At 68.0% G+C, this 20073-nt stretch carries 19 protein-coding genes; 10 read left to right on the top strand and 9 right to left on the bottom strand.

Annotation, left to right across the window (positions count from 1 at the left end):
• Positions 1-70 precede the first annotated feature (70 nt).
• From murJ to D0C15_RS09540, 7 genes are all read left to right on the top strand, one after another.
• On the top strand, positions 71-2338 hold the full coding sequence (gene murJ / locus D0C15_RS09570) for a murein biosynthesis integral membrane protein MurJ (RefSeq protein WP_425455374.1): 2268 nt from the start codon (positions 71-73) through the stop codon (positions 2336-2338).
• A 65-nt stretch (positions 2339-2403) separates the two neighbouring features.
• On the top strand, positions 2404-4002 hold the full coding sequence (locus D0C15_RS09565) for a protein kinase family protein (protein ID WP_425455373.1): 1599 nt from the start codon (positions 2404-2406) through the stop codon (positions 4000-4002).
• A 75-nt stretch (positions 4003-4077) separates the two neighbouring features.
• Positions 4078-4683, top strand: a complete 606-nt coding sequence (gene sigM / locus D0C15_RS09560) for an RNA polymerase sigma factor SigM (RefSeq protein ID WP_116043036.1) — start codon at positions 4078-4080, stop codon at positions 4681-4683.
• Entirely contained in the window at positions 4680-5468 is a 789-nt protein-coding gene (locus D0C15_RS09555) for a hypothetical protein (protein WP_116043033.1), read from the top strand. Before sigM ends, D0C15_RS09555 begins: the two co-directional genes overlap by 4 nt.
• Positions 5469-5565: 97 nt before the next feature.
• A complete protein-coding gene (gene trxB / locus D0C15_RS09550) occupies positions 5566-6564 on the top strand; it encodes a thioredoxin-disulfide reductase (protein ID WP_116043030.1) in 999 nt (332 codons plus the stop codon).
• A gap of 43 nt (positions 6565-6607) precedes the next feature.
• A complete protein-coding gene (trxA, locus tag D0C15_RS09545; protein ID WP_116043028.1) occupies positions 6608-6934 on the top strand; it encodes a thioredoxin in 327 nt (108 codons plus the stop codon).
• Positions 6935-7218: 284 nt separating this feature from the next.
• Entirely contained in the window at positions 7219-8364 is a 1146-nt protein-coding gene (locus tag D0C15_RS09540; protein WP_116043025.1) for an N-acetylmuramoyl-L-alanine amidase, read from the top strand.
• Positions 8365-8397: 33 nt separating this feature from the next.
• On the opposite strand, the gene D0C15_RS09535 is transcribed toward D0C15_RS09540, so the two are convergent.
• On the bottom strand, positions 8398-9084 hold the full coding sequence (locus D0C15_RS09535) for a GNAT family N-acetyltransferase (RefSeq protein ID WP_116043023.1): 687 nt from the start codon (positions 9082-9084) through the stop codon (positions 8398-8400).
• A 175-nt stretch (positions 9085-9259) separates the two neighbouring features.
• On the opposite strand from D0C15_RS09535, the gene D0C15_RS09530 reads away from it, so the two are divergent.
• Positions 9260-10603, top strand: coding sequence for an aminotransferase-like domain-containing protein (locus tag D0C15_RS09530; RefSeq protein WP_116043020.1), 1344 nt, complete (start codon positions 9260-9262; stop codon positions 10601-10603).
• Positions 10604-10683: 80 nt separating this feature from the next.
• Positions 10684-11634, top strand: coding sequence for a D-alanine--D-alanine ligase family protein (locus D0C15_RS09525; protein ID WP_116043017.1), 951 nt, complete (start codon positions 10684-10686; stop codon positions 11632-11634).
• A 143-nt stretch (positions 11635-11777) separates the two neighbouring features.
• Here the strand turns inward: D0C15_RS09525 and D0C15_RS09520 are convergent, their stop codons facing one another.
• From D0C15_RS09520 to rpmH, 8 genes are all read right to left on the bottom strand, one after another.
• On the bottom strand, positions 11778-12785 hold the full coding sequence (locus tag D0C15_RS09520; RefSeq protein ID WP_116043015.1) for a ParB/RepB/Spo0J family partition protein: 1008 nt from the start codon (positions 12783-12785) through the stop codon (positions 11778-11780).
• Positions 12782-13702: a ParA family protein gene (locus tag D0C15_RS09515; protein WP_116043013.1), complete on the bottom strand. Its 921-nt coding sequence runs from the start codon at positions 13700-13702 to the stop codon at positions 12782-12784. Before D0C15_RS09515 ends, D0C15_RS09520 begins: the two co-directional genes overlap by 4 nt.
• 145 nt (positions 13703-13847) lie before the next feature.
• Entirely contained in the window at positions 13848-14552 is a 705-nt protein-coding gene (gene rsmG / locus D0C15_RS09510) for a 16S rRNA (guanine(527)-N(7))-methyltransferase RsmG (protein ID WP_116043011.1), read from the bottom strand.
• A gap of 173 nt (positions 14553-14725) precedes the next feature.
• Positions 14726-15289, bottom strand: a complete 564-nt coding sequence (locus D0C15_RS09505) for a Jag family protein (RefSeq protein WP_116043009.1) — start codon at positions 15287-15289, stop codon at positions 14726-14728.
• Between the two features lie 29 nt (positions 15290-15318).
• Positions 15319-16473 (bottom strand): membrane protein insertase YidC, encoded by a 1155-nt coding sequence (gene yidC, locus D0C15_RS09500; RefSeq protein WP_116043007.1) that lies wholly within the window; start codon positions 16471-16473, stop codon positions 15319-15321.
• Between the two features lie 4 nt (positions 16474-16477).
• On the bottom strand, positions 16478-16762 hold the full coding sequence (gene yidD / locus D0C15_RS09495) for a membrane protein insertion efficiency factor YidD (RefSeq protein WP_342768566.1): 285 nt from the start codon (positions 16760-16762) through the stop codon (positions 16478-16480).
• Positions 16763-16976: 214 nt separating this feature from the next.
• Entirely contained in the window at positions 16977-17372 is a 396-nt protein-coding gene (gene rnpA / locus D0C15_RS09490) for a ribonuclease P protein component (protein WP_116043003.1), read from the bottom strand.
• Between the two features lie 18 nt (positions 17373-17390).
• Entirely contained in the window at positions 17391-17534 is a 144-nt protein-coding gene (gene rpmH / locus D0C15_RS09485) for a 50S ribosomal protein L34 (RefSeq protein ID WP_091668901.1), read from the bottom strand.
• Between the two features lie 585 nt (positions 17535-18119).
• Here rpmH and dnaA point away from each other — a divergent pair.
• Entirely contained in the window at positions 18120-19931 is a 1812-nt protein-coding gene (dnaA, locus tag D0C15_RS09480) for a chromosomal replication initiator protein DnaA (protein WP_116043001.1), read from the top strand.
• Positions 19932-20073 lie beyond the last annotated feature (142 nt).

Here is a 20073-nt window from a genome sequence, read left to right as displayed (position 1 = left end):
TCCGAGGAGAGATGCTGCCGCACTTCTCCCGCGCGGAGATTACGCTGGGTCGACGACTTGACCGCCGACGATGGGGCACGTGTTGGACAGAGGACCCGCTTCGCGACCTGACCGCGAGGCGCACCCTGCACGGCCCGAACGCGCGGCGCCCCCTCCGGACGCCCAGCAACCGCCGCCACCGGTGCCGCCACCGCCACCACATCCGCCGCCCGATCGCAGGCCGCAGCGAGGTGTGCCGCCGGTCGACGGCAGTCAACCGCCGCCGAATGCCCGGCAGCAACCGCCGCAGGGCCAGCCACCCCGTCCGCCGCGGCGACCGCCCCCACCAGGTGGGCAGCCCCCACCAGGTGGGCAGCCCCCGCCAGGTGGGCAGCCCCCGCCAGGTGGGCAGCAACCGCCCCGCAGGCAACAGCCCCCGCGACAGTCCCCGCCACCACCACCGCGTCAGCCACCACCGCCGCCAGGACGGCAACCGCCACCGGTGCGGCGGCCGTGGCAGCAGGAAGGCGGGGACCCGAAGGGGCCGGAGGCCACGCAGTACATCCCGAGGGATCGGGGGGTGCCCCCCGGCGTCCGCTGGCCCGCGGCCGATCCGGACGTCCTCCGGCCGTACGACGAACTGGCCACCCGGATGCTGCCGCGCATCCTCGACGGACCGCGGCCCTCCGAGCCGATCGGTGATCGGCTCCCGGCCGTCGGCTACGCCCCCGAGCGCAGGGCCAAGTCCGAGGCGGAAGCCGACACGAAGAAGCCGGCCTCGCTGGCCAAGGCCAGCGGCCGGATGGCGATCGCCACGCTGACCAGCCGGATCACCGGCTTCGCGTGGAAGGTGATGCTGGCATGGGTCGCCGGGATCAGCGTGGTCTACGACTCCTTCACCGTGGCCAACACGCTACCGCTGATCATCAACGAACTGCTGCTCGGCGGGGTGCTGACCAGTGTCGTCGTGCCACTGCTCGTCCGATCACAGGACGACGAGGACGGCGGCGAGGCCTACACCCAGCGGCTGATCACCATGGCGGTGACCGTGCTGCTGGTCGGCACGGTGGTTTCCACGGTCTGCGCGCCGCTGCTCACCTCGATACTGATGGAGGACTCCGGCGGCGCCAATATCGAACTGGCCACCGCGTTCGCCTACCTGTTGCTCCCCGGCCTGCTGTTCTACGGCCTGTTCGCGGTGCTCTCGGCCGTGCTCAACGCCAAACAGGTCTTCGGCCCCGCGCAGTGGGCGCCGGTGGTGAACAACCTGGTCATCTTCGTGACCATCGGGCTCTACGCCCTCGTACCGGGCGATCCGACGCTCAACGTCGAGTACATGAGCGAACCGAAGGTGCTCGTGCTCGGCCTCGGCGTGCTCACCGCCATGGTCGCGCAGGCACTGTTCCTGTTCCCCGCGCTACGACGGTCGGGCTTCCGGTTCAAGTGGCGCTGGGGGATCGACGACCGGCTCAAGGAGTTCGGCGGGCTGGCTGTCTGGATCCTCGGCTACGTCGTGGTGAGCCAGATCGGCATGGTCGTCAACACGCGGGTGCTCAGCGGCGGCGACGAGGGCGGCATCACCACCTACTCCAACGCCTGGCTGCTGTTCCAGTTGCCGTACGGAGTCATCGGCGTGTCACTACTCACGGCGATCATGCCGCGGATGAGCCGGGCCGCCGCGGACGGCGACACCAAACGCCTGATCGGCGACCTCTCCTACGGCTCCCGGCTGACCACGCTGACCCTGCTGCCGATCTCGGCGGTGATGGCCGTCGCGGGCACGTCCATCGGTATCGCCCTGTTCAGTTTCGGCAAGGGTGAGCTCGCCGATGCCGAGCGTCTCGGCCAGACCCTGGCCATCTCCGCGTTCGGCCTGTTGCCCTATGCGCTGGTCATGCTGCAGATGCGGGTCTTCTATTCGATGAAGGACTCGCGCACGCCGACGCTGATCATGGTCGTGATGACGGCGGTGAAGGTCCCGCTGCTCTACCTGGCCGCGGCGACGCTCGATCCGGCCAACGTCGTCCTCGGCGTGATGATGGTGAACTCGGCCGTGTTCGTCGTCGGAGCGCTCCTCGGCCAGGTCTGGCTGTGGGTGCAGCTCGGCAATCTGCGCAGCAAGCGGGTACTCGGCGTGATTCTGTTCACGGTGGTCGCGAGCGGTCTCGGCGTGCTCGCCGCGGTGCTGGTCGGCTGGCTCGTACCCGACTCGCTCAACCCCGTACTGGCCGCATGGATCAGGCTGTTCCTGCAGGGAGCGGTGGGTATCGCCGTCTCCTTCGGGGTACTCATCGCGCTGAAGGTGGACGAGTTGGCTCCGTTGACCACCAGGATCACCCGATTGGTCAAACGGGGCTGACCCCACGCACGCGGCTCGGTCACCTCGAATGGCCGCGGGTTCACGTACCCTCGTCCTACAAGCAGGTGGACAGGAAAGGAAGCGAGCAGGTGGAGGGTCGGCCCCGTTCTGGTGTCCGCACCCGTGGTGGGTCACTTGCACCCGGGGGCGTGGTTGGTGATGGCCGCTATCGCCTGCTCGCGCAGTTCGGCATCGACGAACGTGCGGGCGCGCACCTCTGGCGAGCCCGTGACGGCCAGTTGCGCCGGGACGTCGCGCTGACCATGCTGGTGGGCGACCCGGCCGACGCCGAAGCAGCCCGGCAGGCCCGCCGCACCCTCGACCGTGCCGCACACGCGGCAAAGTTCGCGCACGGTGGCGTCGCCAGGGTCCTCGACGTGCTCAGCCTCGGCAACGGCATCACCTCCAGCGAAGGCCTGCTCGGGATCGTGGTCGCCGAGTGGACCAAGGGCAGCGACCTGGTCGACCTGGTCACGACGAAACCCGCACCTCCGGCCACCGCGGCCAGGATGGTCCAGGCACTGGCCGAGGCCGTGGAGAACGCCCACCAGTCCGGTCTCGTGCTGGGCATCGACCATCCGCAGCGGCTGCGCCTGACCCCGGACGGCAAGCTCCGGCTCGCGTTTCCCGGCCCGCTGCCGGACGCGACGCTGCGCGACGACGTCAAGGCCCTCGGCGGGGTGCTCTACCTGCTGCTCACCGGGCGCTGGGCGTTGCCGGGCGGCCCGTCTGCCATTCCCGCCGCGCCCCGCTCACCGAGCGGCCGTGTCGTACCGGCCAGATCGCTGGAACCGCGCGTGCCAGCCGAGCTCTCGGCGCTGGCCGGCCGGACGATCGAGGACGGCGGCAACGGTGGAATCCGGACGGCGTCGGCGATCCTGCGAGTGCTGGACCAGGTCGCGGAGGCCGAGGAACGAACCCAGCTGATCCAGCAGGTCGGTACGGGGGAATCGGACGACCGGGTGGATTCCGACGGTGGGATCTGGACCACGAAGAAGCCGGTCAAGGACGCGGCACGGCGGCGCAAACTCGCGCTGGGCGTGACCGTGCTGGTCGTGGCCGCCGTCGGCATCCTCGCCTGGCTGGGCATGATGGCCATCAGCTTCTTCCAGGACGACCCCAGTTCGGGTGGCCCGCCGGTGAACGTCGCCGAGTCCACCACCTCGGCCCCACCTGCCGAGCCCACCGAACCGCAGTCCCAGCCGCCGCCGGAAGGCGCGGTAGGCGATCCGGTCGCCCCGGCGAGCATCGAGGTCTACAACCCCGAAGGCGTCGGCGACAACGAGGGCAGGACCGGACTCGCCGTGGACGGCGACCCCGGAACCGTCTGGCGGACCGATCAGTACCAGCAGCAGTTGCCCGCGCTGAAGCCCGGCGTCGGCCTGATCGCGGGTTTCGAGGAGTCGATCAACCTGTCGGAGGTGCGGATCGAAGCCGACAGTCCCGGCACGAAGGTCGAGATCCTGGTCACGGACAGCCCTGACGCTCCGCTCGCCGACACCCGCAAGGTGGCCGAGACCGAACTGAGCGGCGGGCAGCAGGAGATCAGCCTGGACCAGCCGGTGCAGTCGCAGTACGTGATCGTCTGGATCACCGAACTCTCCGGGCCCGAGGGCAAGTTCGTCTCGGAGATCGGTGAGCTGGAGTTTCTCCCCACGAAGTGAACCGTGATCAACACAGCTCGACTGCGTCTTGGTCCTGGGAAACTCTGACCCTGCCGGGTTAGTAGTCTCTTCCGGGTGACCGCAGCCGCACCCACGGACGCCGACCTCATCGCGGCACATGCCGCAGGCGATCCGCACGCATTCAGCGAACTGGTCCGCAGACACCGTGACCGGATGTGGGCCGTCGCCCTGCGCACCGTGCGGGATCCGGAGGAGGCGGCGGACGCCCTGCAGGACGCGTTCATCTCCGCCTACCGCGCAGCCGGGAAGTTTCGCGCCGAGTCCCAGGTCACGACCTGGCTGCATCGCATCGTGGTGAACGCGTGCCTCGACCGGATCCGCAGGCGGCAGGCCAGGCCGACGGTGCCGTTACCCGAGACCGGGCACAACGAACCCGCCGTGCCGCGCGACTCCATGGCCGAGCGGGAGACGTCCCTGGTGGTCCAAGCGGCACTGGATCAGCTCCCCGAGGACCAGCGTGCCCCGATCGTGCTGGTGGACGTCGAGGGATACTCGGTGGCCGAGACGGCGAAGATGCTGAACATCGCCGAGGGAACGGTGAAGAGCCGGTGCGCCCGAGGCCGCGCCAAACTCGCGAAGGTTCTCGGTCATCTGCGGAACCCGGACACCGACGGCGACGTCCCAACTCACGAAAGCAAACGGAGCGGGGAGGGACGATGACGGACGAGAACCGGGGGATCGGTGGCACCGTCGGTCCGCCATGGTCTGTCGACCTGCTCGCCGACCTGCACGCAGGGGTGCTGGACGAGGCAGTGGCGAACCGGCTGTGGCCGCAGGTGAACGCCGACCCGGAAGCACGGGCGATACTCGACGCCCTCGACTCGACCGTGGCAGACCTCGGTGCGCTGCCGATGGCACCCGCGGCACCGATGCCACCCGAGGTCGCGACCAGGATCGACGCGGCGCTGGCGGCGGAGGTGTCCCGGACCGCGGAACCAGGGCGGGACGAACCGCCGGTGGCGCCGGTGGTCAGCCTCGACAGCGCCCGGCGTAAGCGCAACCGGATGCTCGGCTGGGGTGCGGGGGTGCTCACCGCCGCGGCGGCCGCCGTAGTGGCGGTGGCCGTCATCGTGCCGAACGGGCAGCAGGGCGACGGGCTCCCCGCCGCCGCACCCACCCCTGCGGACACGAGCACTCCGCCGCTGTCGCTTCGCAGTGAGGGTGGTCTCGGTTCCGCCCTCGGCGAGGTCAGTGGAGTTCGCGACTTCGGACCGCTCGGCGATGAGCAGCGGCTCGACGCCTGCCTCGAAGCAGCCGGTATCGATCCGGGCGTCAAACCCGCCGGAGTGCGGCCCGCCACCCTCGACGGCAGGGAAGCGGTGCTGGTGCTGTACACCACCGGCGAGTTCGCCCAGTTCCGGCTGGTCGCCCTGTCCCCGGACTGCGGACCGGACAACCCCGGACTGCTGCTGGACAAGACCGTCGGCAAGGGCGCCGGCGGCTGACGCCGGATCCACCTACAGTCGTTCCCCCGGTCACTCCGGGAACACAACGACCTGCGATCGTGTTGACGGTGGTAGTCACGACGAGCGGAGGTCACGGGTGGCTGCAGAGGAAGTTCGGAACCTGATCATCGTGGGGTCCGGCCCCGCCGGATACACGGCGGCCGTGTACGCGGCGCGGGCACAACTCGAGCCTTTGGTGTTCGAGGGCTCGCAGTTCGGCGGCGCGCTGATGACGACGACCGAGGTGGAGAACTACCCCGGTTTCCGGGAAGGGATCCAGGGTCCCGACCTGATGGAGGAGATGCGGGTCCAGGCCAAGAACTTCGGCGCCGAGTTGCGCGCCGAGGACGTCGAGGAGCTCGACCTCACCGGCGACATCAAATACGTGTCCGTGAACGGGCAGCGCTACGCCGCCCGCTCGGTCATCCTGGCCATGGGTGCTGCCGCCCGCTACCTGAACGTGCCGGGCGAGCAGGAACACCTCGGCCGAGGCGTCTCGTCCTGCGCGACCTGCGACGGCTTCTTCTTCCGCGACCACGACATCGCGGTCGCCGGCGGCGGGGACTCGGCCATGGAGGAAGCGACCTTCCTGACCAAGTTCGCCCGCAGTGTCACCATCGTGCACCGGCGCGACGAGTTCCGGGCCTCGAAGATCATGCTGGAGCGGGCGCGGGCGAACGAGAAGATCCGCTGGCGGACGAACGCGAAGATCACCGAGGTGGTCGGCGACGGCACGGTCAAGGGCCTGAAGCTGAATGACACGAAGACCGGCGACGACTCAACGCTCGACGTCACCGGATTCTTCGTGGCGATCGGCCACGACCCGCGCAGCCAGCTGGTCCGCGGCCAGGTGGACCTCGACGACGAGGGTTACGTGCTGACCAAGGACCGCAGCACGTACACGAACTTGGACGGCGTGTTCGCCGCGGGCGACCTGGTGGACCACACCTACCGGCAGGCCATCACGGCAGCCGGTTCCGGCTGCGCCGCCGCGATCGACGCCGAGCGCTGGCTCGCCGAGCACGCCGTGACCGAACAGGCACACGAGGCTCCCGAGCTGGTCGGCGGCGGATACGCCGCCAGCCCGGCGAGCTGACCCGCCTGCCCGACCAACTTCCACAAGAATGAGGAGACAGACAATGACCGCTCCCGTTAAGGTGACCGACTCCAGCTTCGCCGATGACGTCCTGACCAGCGAAAAGCCGGTCCTGGTCGACTTCTGGGCGACCTGGTGCGGGCCTTGCAAGATGGTCGCGCCGGTTCTCGAGGAGATCGCTTCCGAGCACGGCGAGAAGCTGACCATCGCGAAGCTCGACATCGACGAGAACCCGAACACCGCCCGTGACTACCAGGTGATGTCGATCCCGACGCTGATCCTGTTCCAGGGCGGCAAGCCAGTGAAGCAGATCGTCGGCGCCAAGCCGAAGGCCGCGCTGCTCTCGGACCTCTCCGACGTCATCGGGTGATTTCTGACCAGTAGGACAACCGAAACCCGGGGGCATGCGTCTACGTACGCGGCCTCCGGGTTTCGTCCGTTGGGCCGCACCTAGCCCAACGGATGAACTCAGGGTGGCTGTCCGGGTGACGCCCCGTGTAAGGACTACCCGGCGGTGACGTGTGGTGCGGCACAGACCGGCCCTGCGCGCTCACCGAGAGTTCACAGGGCACAATAGAACCCCGGGTTCGCCCGGATCAGACAGCCGTACCGCATCGAGTACGCCATCGGTGCCCAAGGAAGAGCGAGGAGTGCATGCGGGTACTCCGCCGCGGCGACGCCGGACCGGACGTCTCCGAGATCAGGTCCATGCTCGCCGCAATGGATCTGCTCCCGCGCATGAACGGGTCCGATGGTTACGGGTCGTTCGATCTCACGGTGGAGCACGCCGTGCGCGCGTTCCAGCAGCGCAGGGGCCTGATCACTGACGGCATCGTGGGCCCGGCGACCTATCGCGCCCTGCGTGGCGCCAACTACCACCTCGGTAGCCGCCCGCTGGCCTACCTCATCTCGGCACCGGTCAACGGTGACGACGTCTTCGCGTTGCAGGACCGGCTCACCGAACTCGGTTACGACGTGGGCCGCCCGGACGGCGTGTTCGGCCCGCAGACCGAACACGGACTGCGTAACTTCCAGCGGGACTACGGCCTCGTGGTCGACGGGATCTGCGGTGCGGCCGTGGTCCGGGCGCTCAGCCAGTTGTCCCCCAGGGCCCGTGGTGGCCGACCGGTCTTCCTCCGCGAGCAGGAGCAGGTGCGCAGGGCAGGGCCGCGGCTGCGCGGCAAGCGCATCGTCATCGATCCCGGGCACGGCGGCGAGGACGCGGGCATCCAGGTCCAGGGCCTGCGTGAGGCCGATATCGCCTGGGATCTGGCACGCAGGCTCGAGGGCAGGATGAAGGCCACCGGCATGGAGGCGTTGATCTCCAGAGGGCCCGCGAACGGCCCTGCCGAGGCCGACCGTGCCGCCTTCGCCAACGAGGCCGGCGCGGATCTCTTCCTCTCCCTGCACAACGACCAGAATTCCTCGCCGGAAGCCCAGGGTGTCGCGAGTTTCCACTTCGGCAACGGCTACGGCACGACGTCCACGGTGGGGGAGTTGCTGGCAGGCTTCATCCAGCGGGAGCTGGCCGCCCGTACCGGCCTGCTGGACTGCCGCACGCATCCGAAGACGTGGGAGATCCTGCGGCTCACCCGCTGTCCCGCCGTGCGGATCGAGATCGGCTACCTGAGCAACCCCGGCGACCGGCGCAGGCTGTCCGACCCGGCGTTCCGGGACGTCGTGGCCGAGGGCATCCTGATCGCCGTCAAGCGGCTGTATCTGCTCGGTGAGGGCGACCAGCCCACCGGGACCTTCACCTTCGCCGACGTGCTCGCGCACGAACTCGCCAAGGCGGAGTAACAAGTACCAGCGGTTTCGCCCGCGGGTAGCCGCTCAGGCGCGGGCGACGCTCGGCTCCGCGGTTGTCACCGAGACCTGGCCCAGCAGCTTCTCCAGCGCTGCTTCGACGTCTTCCTTCCAGGAGATCGACGAGCGCAGCTCCAGCCGCAACCTCGGCCACCGTGGGTGCGGGCGCACCGTCTTGAAACCGACGCTCTGCAGGAACTCGGCGGGCAGCACGCACCGGTGCCCCTCGCCGCCCTCGTCCCCGTCGGCGGTATCGGCGGCGTCGGCCGTGCCGGACTCGATCGGCGCGGCCTTGGTGTCGCCGAAGGCCTCGATCGCCCGGACCCCGCGTTTGGTGAGGTCCTTCGCCACCGCCTGGACGAGCACCCGGCCGATCCCGCCGCCACGGAACTCGGGCAGCACATTGAACGAGGTCAGCAGGACGGCATCCGGGCTGGGCGGGGACGTCGGGAACGCGCTCGCCCTCGGTACCGCCGTCGGCGGCGCGTAGAGGACGAAACCGACCGGCAGGTTGTCGCTGAAGATCATCCGGCCGCAGGATCCCCACTCCAGCAGCACCGCGGAGACCCACGCCTCCTTCTCCACCTCGGTCTCGCCGAACTCCTCGGCCTGTGCCCGCAGGTGGGGCGCGAGTTCCCAGTACACGCAGCGGCGGCAGTGCCGGGGCAACTGCTCCAGGTTGTCCAGTGTGACGCCCACGACGCGTCGCGACACCCCGACCTCCCCTGGCTGCTGTGATCCACGCAAGCGCCACACCGGCGCGCAGAACTGAGGATATGCCGATGTGACGAGCGTCGAAAGACCGGGAGGCCTACAACACCCTCCGGTTACACTCGTCGGAACTACCTTCCGGTAGCCATCCGCCACCTGACCAGCTTGCGATGTGTCGATGACTGACTCCTCAGAGCTCGAGCCCGGGAGGCCCGGCCCCGTGCCGGCCCGGTCCGGCCACCACAACCTCGATCCGCACCTCGATCGCTACGCCGCACGTACGGCGGGGATGACCGCGTCGGAGATCCGAGCGTTGTTCGCGGTGGCCAGCAGGCCGGAGGTGGTTTCGCTCGCCGGTGGCATGCCGAACCTCGCCGCGCTCCCGCTGGACTCGCTGTCCACCCAGATGGCCGAACTCATCGCCGAGGAAGGGCTCGTCGCGCTGCAGTACGGCTCCGCGCACGGTGTTCCCGCACTGCGCGAGCAGATCTGCGAGATCATGGCGATGGAGGGCATCTCGGCGCATCCCGACGACGTCGTGGTGACGGTCGGTTCCCAGATGGGCCTGGACATGGTGACCAGGCTGTTCTGCGACCCGGGTGACGTGGTGATCGCCGAAGGTCCCTCCTACGTCGGCGCACTCGGCTCTTTCGCCGCCTATCAGGCCCAGGTCGTGCACGTCGCGATGGACGAGAACGGCCTCGACCCCGCCGGGCTGACCGAGGCGCTCGTGCAGGCCGAGAAGCAGGGCAAACGGGTCAAGTTCCTCTACACGATCCCGAACTTCCACAACCCCGCGGGCGTCACCCTCGCGGTACAACGCCGTGCCGAGATCCTGGAGATCTGCGCCCGCCACGGCGTGCTGGTGGTGGAGGACAACCCGTACGGCCTGCTCGGCTTCGACGGCCAGATCTACCCGGCGCTGCGGGCCAGCGATCCGGACAACGTGGTGTATCTCGGCTCGTTCTCCAAGACCTTCGCCTCCGGCCTGCGCGTTGGCTGGGTACTGGCCCCGCACGCGGTCAAGGAGAAGCTGGTCCTCGCGGCGGAGTCGGCGACGCTGTGCCCACCGACGCTGAACCAGCTGGTGGTGTCGCGCTACCTCGCCACGCACGACTGGAAGGGCCAGATCAAGACCTTCCGGGAGAACTACCGCGAGCGCAGGGACGCGATCATCGGTGCCCTGGAGCAGCACATGCCGGCCGGTTGCAGCTGGACGAAACCGGACGGCGGATTCTACGTCTGGGTCACGGTTCCGGAAGGCGTCGACACCAAGGCCATGCTGCCGAGAGCGGTGACGGCCAGGGTCGCCTATGCCTCGGGCACCGGCTTCTATGCCGATGGTTTCGGCAGCAGGCAGATGCGGCTGTCGTACTGCTATCCGACTCCCGAGCGAATCCGCGAGGGTGTCCGCAGGCTGGCCGGGGTCCTGGAGTCCGAAATGGACCTGGTGCGGACGTTCGGTAACGTGACCGCCCGTGCGGTGCAGGGACCACAGTCCCCTTCACCGGACACGGCGTGATTCCCGAGCGGACGCCACGAAAGCGCAGATCATATCTGTCCTGATCGGACAGTACGCAGCATGACCGAAGGAGATCCCCCGTGGCCGACCGTACCGTTGCCGTACTCGCAGGCGGCCTTTCCCACGAACGTGACGTCTCGCTGCGATCGGGCCGCAGGCTCTCGGCTGCGCTGCGCGGGCAGGGGCTCACCGTCGAGGAGTGGGACACCGACGCCGGACTGCTCGACCGGTTGCGGGACCACCGCCCGGACGCGGCGGTCGTCGCACTGCATGGGGGAGAGGGCGAGAACGGCTCGGTGCAGACCGTGCTGGAGATGCTGCGGGTGCCCTACGTCGGCACGAGCTCGCAGGGCTGCAGGCGTGCGTGGGACAAGCCGACCGCGAAGGCGCTCATCTCCGAGGCCGACTTCAACACGCCGGACTGGGTGGTGCTTCCGCACAGCACGTTCCGGGAACTCGGGGCGCAGGCTGTGCTCAACGCGATGGTGGAGCGCCTCGGTATCCCGATGATCCTCAAGCCGGACCAGGGCGGATCGGCACTCGGCACCCAGGTGGTGCGGGACGCGACGGAATTGCCCGCGGCGATGGTCGGCTGCTTCGCCTACGGTGACACCGTCCTCGCTGAGCGGTTCGTGGAGGGCGTTGAGGTGGCCGTGACGGTCATCGAGGGCGCCGACGGGCCTCAGGCCCTGCCCGCGGTCGAGATCGTGCCGGAGAGCGGCGTCTATGACTACACGGCCCGCTACACGGCTGGACTCACCGACTTCTTCGCCCCGGCCCGTGTCTCCGACGATTCGGCGAAGGCCGTGGCAGAACTCGCCATCGCGGCCCACCGGGTGCTGGGTCTGCGCGACATCTCCCGTACCGACGCCGTCATCGCCGCCGACGGGACGATCCAGTTCCTCGAGGTGAACCCGTCGCCGGGGCTGACCGAGACCTCCACCGTGCCGATGGCCGTCGAAGCCTCCGGGACCTCCCTCGGCGCGGTGTTCGCGGAACTCGTGTCGCGCGCCATAACCCGGGCCAGCTGACCACCCCTCGCACTTTCCCGGGAAAGTGCGAGGCTTCGCCCGCCGCCGGTTTGCTTACTCAGTGCTGCGTTGACGCCAGTCACGAAACGTGATCAACGCTCACCACTGGGCAATCATCACCGTGACGAAAAGCCCCTGGGTGATCACTCCTCGATTTCTTCTGTCCGATTTGTCTTATTCGGGTTCATGATCGCGACGATGCGCTCGAGGTCGTCCACCGAGCCGAACTCCACCACGATCCGTCCCTTCCGGCGCCCGAGGTCCACCTTCACCCGGGTGTCGAAGGTGTCGGACAACCGCTCGGCCAGATCCTGGAGACCGGGCGCCTGCATGGGCTTGCGCGCGGGCGCCTTCGGCTTGGCCTTGTTCTCGCTCTTGCTGAGGGTCACCGCCTCCTCGGTGGCTCGGACCGACAGTCCCTCCGCCACGATGCGCGCCGCCAGCTCTTCCTGGCCTCCGGCGTCCTCGAGCGAGAGCAGCGCCCTGGCGTGCCCCGCGGACAGCACACCGGCCGCGACCCGCCGCTGGACCGGGAGGGGGAGTCGGAGCAGGCGGATCGTGTTGGTGATGACCGGGCGGCTGCGGCCGATCTTGCCCGCCAGTTCCTCGTGAGTCACCTCGAACTCCTCGAGGAGCTGTTGGTAGGCCGCCGCCTCTTCGAGCGGGTTCAGTTGCACCCGGTGGATGTTCTCCAGCAGCGCGTCGCGGAGCATCGCCTCGTCGGCGGTCTGCCGGACGATGGCCGGGATGACCTCCAACTCGGCCTGCTGCGAGGCGCGCAACCGGCGCTCACCCATGACGAGCTCATACTCGTCATCGGGCAACTGACGCACCACGATCGGCTGCATGAGACCGAATTCGCGGATCGAGTGCTCGAGTTCGGCGAGCGCCTCCTCGTCGAAGACCTGCCGAGGCTGCTTCGGGTTCGGCTTGATCGCACTGACCGGGACCTCTCGGTACACCGCCCCCGCGACCTCACCGCCGGCCGCAGCGTCCATCTCCCCGTTGGCCGCGAACCAATCCTTGTCCCCTGCACGCGACGGGGTGTCGCCGTTTCGCACCTCCGCCGTGGCGGTCCCCTCGGTGCTTACCGGCCCGGTGGGGATCAAAGCTGCCAGACCCCGGCCCAGGCCGCCCCTGCGTTCGTTCATGCTCGTCCTTCCTGCGCACCACGCTCCGCGACTTCACGCGCCGCGTCCAGATAACTCATCGCACCCCGGGAACCGGGATCGTAAGCAAGGACCGTCTGCCCGTAGCCCGGTGCCTCGGAGACCTTCACACTTCGCGGAATCACGGTCTTCAGCACAACATCGCCGAAGTGTCCGCGGACCTCCTGCGTCACCTGATCGGCCAGCTTGGTCCGGCCGTCGTACATCGTGAGCAGGATGGTGGACACCGCGAGCTCCGGATTCAGGTGCCGCTGAACCAGCTCGATATTGCTCAGCAACTGCCCCAGCCCCTCCAGTGCGTAGTACTCGCACTGGATCGGGATGAGGACCTCCTGGGCGGCCACCATCGCGTTCACCGTCAGCAGGCCCAGTGAGGGCGGGCAGTCGATGAAGATGTAGTCCACCCCGAGCTGGTCCAGCGCCTCGTCCGTGAGCGCCTCTTTCAGTCGCGCTTCACGTGTAGCCATGGACACGAGCTCGATCTCGGCACCCGCGAGATCTATGGTCGCCGGCACGCAGAGCAGATTGGGGGACTGCTCACTGACCGCCGCGGCGTCCGCGATCGAGACCTCGCCCAGCAAAGCCTCGTAGACGGAGGGCGTTCCGGACCGGTGGTCCACATTGAGCGCGGTACTCGCGTTGCCCTGTGGGTCGAGGTCGATCACCAGCGTCTTGAGTCCATGTAGGGCGAGGCCGGCCGCGAGGTTCACGGCGCTGGTCGTCTTACCGACGCCGCCCTTCTGATTGGCAACGGTCAGCACGCGCCGCCGGAGCGGCCGGGGGAGCTGGTTTTCCTCGGGGTGTAGCACCCGAGCCGCGCGTACTGCTTCCTCCGCGATCGGCGTCCAGGCCAACTCGTGGCCGGCACCCGGAGCGTCCTGTGGGGTTCGGGGATTCACCGGGCGCTACGCCTCCTTCGTCGTCATGACGGTCGGTACTTCTGGGTTGAAGGGCGAGCATGTCGCTCGCCGTTTCACGTGGAACATCACGCGTCGGCTGTGGTCGTCGTGCACGGACAATCCTTTCACCCGCGGGCTCGTTCACTCAGCCCCGGAGTTGACTCCTCGGGCGTCCCTTGCTCCGGCGATCCTGTCCGGCCGCTGGCCTTGCTCGCCGGATCACCACCACGGTGCTCGCGGTTTCCAGTAAGCCGGACCCGCACTGTCGTACTTCCGAGTCGACACCACCGGCTCTGCTCACCTCCGCCCGGTCGCGTTCCAACTCCTCGCTCGCACTGGCACCTTTGAGTGCGATGAGTAGACCCCCGGGCCGGACCAGCGGCATACACCAGTCCGCCAGCCGAGCCAGGGGAGCGACGGCGCGAGCCGTCACCACATCCGCCGCAGTGAGTTGACGGCGGATCTCCCGCTCCTCTGCGCGTCCTCGCACGATAGTCAGATGGAGGTCGAGACGCTCGGCCACTTCGGTCAGCCAGTCAACCCGGCGTGCCATCGGCTCAAGGAGCACGATATCGAGGTCCGGTCGAGCGATCGCGAGCGGCACTCCCGGGAGACCCGCACCGGAGCCTACGTCCACCACCTGAGCGCCACCCGGGATCTGTTCGCTGATGACCGCGGAATTGAGTACATGGCGATCCCAAAGCCGGTCGACCTCGCGCGGCCCGATCAGCCCTCGCTCCACTCCGTGCTCCCGGAGCAGGCTCACATACTCACTCGCCATGTCCACTCGGTCGCCGAACACCGTGCCTGCCGCTTCCGGTAGCGGGGCGTCCGCGTTCTCCACGCTCACTGATCACTCCTTGTTGCTCGCCGTTTCACGTGAAACGGCTCCCTTGATTGTCCCCGATGCACTCGGCCGGGCCGGGCGACAGTCCGCGAGTTTCACGTGAAACTCAATCGGCCCGGAAACAAAAACGCGGCCCGCCGGAATCCGGCGGGCCGCGTTGCAGACGATGCTGCTGACTACGAAGCGGGGGACACGACCACTCGACGCTTCGGGTCCTCGCCTTCACTCTCGCTCTGCACGCCATCCACGGCGGCGACCGCGTCATGGACGACCTTACGCTCAAACGGGCTCATCGGCTGCAGCCGCACCCGCTCACCACTCGCGAGTACCGACTCCGCGGTCGACCGGCCGAGCTCGCGGAGCTCCTCCCTGCGGTCCGCGCGCCAACCCGCGATGTCCAACATCAGCCGGCTTCGCGAACCGGTCTCCTGCTGCACCGCCAACCGAGTCAGCTCCTGCAACGCCTCGAGTACGTTGCCGCGAGCGCCGACGAGCTTCTCCAGATCCTCGCCACCGTCGATACTCACGATGGCCCGCCCGGCTTCCACGTCCAGGTCGATGTCGCCGTCGTAGTCCAGAAGGTCCAGCAGGCGCTCCAGGTAGTCGCCCGCGATGTCGCCCTCCTGGACGAGCACGTCGTCGTCCACGCCAGAGGAACGTGAGTCCCGCGTCTCCTCAGTGGTTTCCTGTGAAACCGCCGCGTCCTTGTCAGTGTCGATCGCCTCGACCGTCTCCGCCATGTCCGTCTCCTCTCCCAGCCCCGGCCGCGTCACCGACGCTTCCGACCCGGTGCCTTCTTGCCTTGGTTGGCCGGGCGTTGCTGGGCGCCGCCGTTCTTCGCCCAGGCGCCACCCCTGGCGCTGTTCCCGCCCTTTGCTTTGGTCCCGTTCTTCGAAGCGCCACCGTTCGGGCTGCCGTTCTTCGGACTCCCGTTCCTTGGGTTCCCGTTCTTCGGCTCGCTGGCCTTCGGGCTGTCGTCCTTCTCAGTGCCCTCGGAGTCGGTGTTCGCCTGCTTCTTCTGCCCCGGCTTCTGTCCGGGCTTTGGCTTCTGCCCGACCTGTGGCTTCTGGCCCGCCTGCGGCTTCGCGCCCGGCTTCGGAGCCAGCGAGGTCCGCTTCTCCACGGCCTCGGTCTTCTTGGCTTCCTCTTCCTTGTCGATCTTGGTGTAAACCAGCCGCTGCTGCATCAGGGTCCAGCCGTTGTTCGCCAGCCAGTAGAGCAGTAGCCCGATGGGGAAGAAGGCACCGAAGATGAGCACACCAACGGGGAAGATCCACAGCGTCAGCTTGTTCATCATCGCGGTCTGCTGAGTGGCGGAAGCCGGGTTCTGCCGGGCCACCGAGTGCCGCGCGGTGAAGTGGGTCGCGATGCTGGCGACGATCATCAGTGGAATCGCGACCGGAGCGACGCTCCAGTCCCAGCCACCGCCGCCTGCGGCACTGCCGCCCATCATCGAGACGTGGTTGATGGCGTCCCCGAGGTTGACGCCGAAAAGGTCGGCCTGGACGTAGGACTCGACGCCGTCCGCGTTGAAGAAGTAGTTCTCCGACTTGCCGGGCGCGAACATCCGCAGCACGTGGTTCAGACCGATGAAGACCGGAATCTGCAGCAGCATCGGCAGACAGCTACCGAGCGGGTTCACCCCGTGCTCACGCTGGAGCTTCTGCATCTCCTGCGCCTGGCGCTGCTTGTCGTTCGCGTACTTCTTCTGCACCTTCTTAATCTCAGGTGCGAAGTCCTGCATCTTCTTCATGGACCGCACCTGGTTCACGAACGGCTTGAACATGATGCCGCGAACCGTGAACGTCAGGAAGATGATCGCCAGCACCCAGGAGACGGCGGTGGCTTCACCGAAGACGAATCCGAAGACCTTGTGCCAACACCAGAGGATGAACGACACGGGGTAGTAGATGAAGTCGAGCACTGAGCTACTCCTCGGTAGATGTATCAGGTCTCTGGGGGTGATGCCGGAAGGAGAAAGTCTCCGGAACCGGATCGCGACCGGGGTCTGTCCATGGGCCGCAGCGCAACAACCTGCGCAACGCCAGGTACGAGCCGCGCGCGGCGCCGTGCCGGGTCAGCGATTCCGCCGCGTACGCACTACAACTGGGGTAGAAGCGGCACTGGGGCGGCAAGAAGGGGGAGATGGCCTTGCGATAGAACCGGACAGGTAGCAACAGCACCCAGGCGGCTGGGCTCGGCCGGGGCGCCACGGGCGCCTCCCGGCTCTCGGCTGTGTCCCAGCCGTCAACCCGAGGTTCGTTCACACCGCTGTCCGTTCTTCTGCCTCACTCGCCGGCGGGGCTGCACCACGCTCGGTGCCGTTCCCGAGTTGGTCGCAGTGCCGGTCGCGTGTTTCTTCTGCCTCACTCGCCGGCGGGGCTGCACCACTGGGCCGCACCAAGATGAGTGCCGTCCATGAGCTGGTCATGGTGCCGGTCGCGTGTTGCCGTGCCCGGCGACGTTCCGCCGGGATTCGCCGGTTGGTCTGGCCGGCAGCAGGTCGAGCCTGCGCAAGGCCGAGTCCAGATCCGCGCCGAGTTCGGCGCTGCTTGCCTCGGCAGCGGCAGGAAGTGCCCGCACTACCAACGCACTGTCCCTCGACAAGGTTCCGAGGCGTGCCACGACGAGGTGCCGCAGTCTCCGGGTCACCCGATGCCGCACCACCGAGTTGCCCACGGCCTTGCTGACCACGAAACCGGCTTTCGACTCGTCGGCATCGATCGCATGCAGCACAAGGCGGCGACGCCCCGCTCGGGCGCCGCCGCGCATGACTGTGCGGAACTCGTCACTGCGCCGCACACGAGCACGGGCAGGGAGCACGTCGTCCCGCCGGGCGTATCAGGCGGAGAGCCGCTCGCGGCCCCTGCGGCGACGAGCGGCCACGATGGCGCGGCCGGCGCGAGTCCGCATGCGCAGCCGGAACCCGTGGGTACGCGCGCGGCGGCGGTTGTTCGGCTGGAAGGTGCGCTTGCCCTTGCTCACGGCTAAGTTCTCCTGGTCTCGACTTCGGCACCCGCTGACGGGCGTGTCGTGCGGACAGCACGTCTGTCTGTGGTGTCTCCTACCAACAATACGGTCCGAACTTGTCGGGCTCGCTGACACGGGCACGCGAAAACGGCCCGCTGTCGGCGGCAGACCTTACGAGGGTACGCACCCGGTTCGGTGACCCCGAAACCGCCCCCTCGGTCGCAGAGGGCAACCAGCTACGTTCATGATCGAGGACCACGCTGCAGCACCAACTGGCAACACGCCGTATACCGTGGAACCCTTGCACCCGCGGGCGTCTTGTGGCAGGGCGCGCAGCTTGTTAGCGTGCCCCTTCTCAGGTCGCCCGGGAGGTGCCTGCACCGCCGTCGGAAGGTGGGAGACTCCGTCTGGCGTACTTGACCTCAGGTCGAGTGACGGTGCCGAAGCGCGGGCGCCGTGCATTAGTGCACAGCTGTGGACAACTATGTGGATACCTGCTGTGCGGGTGACCATGGCCAACTGCTATGACGCTCGATCGTGTGGTCAGCGTATCCGCAGAGTGGTCGCGCGAGAGTGTTCGAGGGGAGGGGAGCAACACAGGTGTCCGAGCACCAGGTCAATCTTGGGGTCGTCTGGGAGCAGGTCGTCAGGGAGCTCTCCGACGGCACTCTGTCGCCGCAACAGCGTGCGTGGATGCGGGTGACCAGGCCAATCGGGCTGCTCGACGGCACCGCACTGCTGGCGGCCCCCAGCGACTTCGCCAAGGAGGCGATCGAGCGCGCCCTCCGGGACCCGATCACCGAGGCCCTGTCGCGCAGGCTGGGCCGGGACGTATCGCTGGCCGTGAAGGTGGACACCTCGGATGCCGCGACCCACTCGCTCGGCGCACCCAATCCAGCCGCGGTCAACCGCTACTCCGCGTCCCCCAGTCGGGTGGACAACGGAAACAACTCTCGCCCGCAGCCACCGCCAGCGGAGCAACGCCACCCCGGGCACCCCGGACCCGGGCAGCCGGGCCACTCGGGTCGTCCCGTGCATCCGAACCAGCAGGGATCGCAGGCGCACCAAGGCCCTCGGCCGCCGGCGAATCCGCAGCAAGCCAACTCGCAGTCACCTCCGCCGATGCCGTCGGCCGACGGTGGCCGCGTACCTTCCGCCAGACACGGCAGCAGGACCGAGAAACCGGAGCTGTCGGGTCCGCCGTCGAACCAGCACGCCGCCCCGCGCCGAATGGGCACCGATCCGATCGACGGTGGCGAGGAAGAAGTCGACGAAGAGGGCGAGGCCCTCGCCGCCGTACACGAAATCTGGCCGACCTTCTCCGGCAGGCCCCACGCGGGCCAGCCCTACACCGCACCTGCCCAGCCGCAGACGTCGAAGACCCGGCTCAACGAGAAGTACACCTTCGACACCTTTGTGATCGGCGCATCGAACCGGTTCGCGCACGCGGCGGCGGTCGCGGTGGCGGAAGCCCCGTCCCGCGCGTACAACCCGCTGTTCATCTGGGGCGAGTCCGGACTCGGCAAGACACACCTGCTGCATGCCGTCGGGCACTACGCCCAGCGTCTCTTCCCCGGCATGCGAGTGCGTTACGTCTCGACCGAAGAGTTCACCAACGACTTCATCAACTCCCTGCGTGACGACCGCAAGGTGGCGTTCCAGCGCCGATATCGAGATATCGACATCCTGCTGGTCGACGACATCCAGTTCCTGGAAGGCAAGGAAGGCACCCAGGAGGAGTTCTTCCACACCTTCAACACGCTGCACAACGCGAACAAGCAGATCGTCGTCTCCTCGGACCGGCCGCCCAAACGGCTGGAGACCCTGGAAGACCGGCTGCGCACCCGGTTCGAGTGGGGGCTGATCACCGACATCCAGCCGCCGGAACTCGAGACCCGCATCGCGATCCTGCGGAAGAAGGCCGCCCAGGATCGGCTCGCGGTTCCCGGGGACGTGCTGGAGTTCATCGCAGCGCGGATCGAGGCCAACATCCGCGAGCTCGAGGGCGCGCTCATCCGGGTCACCGCGTTCGCCTCGCTGAACCAGCAGCCGGTGGATGTCGGGCTCGCCGAGATCGTGCTGCGCGACCTGATCCCGGATTCGCAGGCGCCGGAAATCAGCGCTCCGACAATCATGGGCGTGACCGCGGAGTTCTTCGACGTGACGCTGGACGACCTGTGCGGGCCGGGCAAGACCAAGGCGCTCGCCACCGCGCGGCAGATCGCGATGTATCTCTGCCGGGAGCTGACGGATATGTCGCTACCGCGTATCGGTCAGACGTTCGGCGGCCGCGACCACACAACGGTCATGCATGCGGACAAGAAGATCCGCAAAGAGATGGCGGAGCGGCGCCGGATCTACGACCAGGTCCAGGAGTTGACCTCACGGATCAAGCAGCGGGCACGACAGTAGTCGCGTGCCGCGGCCGGCAGAGCGTGCCGCGCGGCGATCGGTGTCCCGCCAACAGAATTCGCGCGGCCGGACTCAGTTGCACCCGTCTGCGGTCCGGTCATGGCAAGCCGGCCCCGGATTCACGGGAAAACTGACGTAGTTG

This window comes from Amycolatopsis palatopharyngis (assembly GCF_003385185.1).
Classification (GTDB): Bacteria; Actinomycetota; Actinomycetes; order Mycobacteriales; family Pseudonocardiaceae; genus Amycolatopsis; species Amycolatopsis palatopharyngis.
The sequence above is the reverse complement of the archived record's forward strand: the minus strand, read 5'-3'. Positions and strand labels throughout refer to the sequence as shown.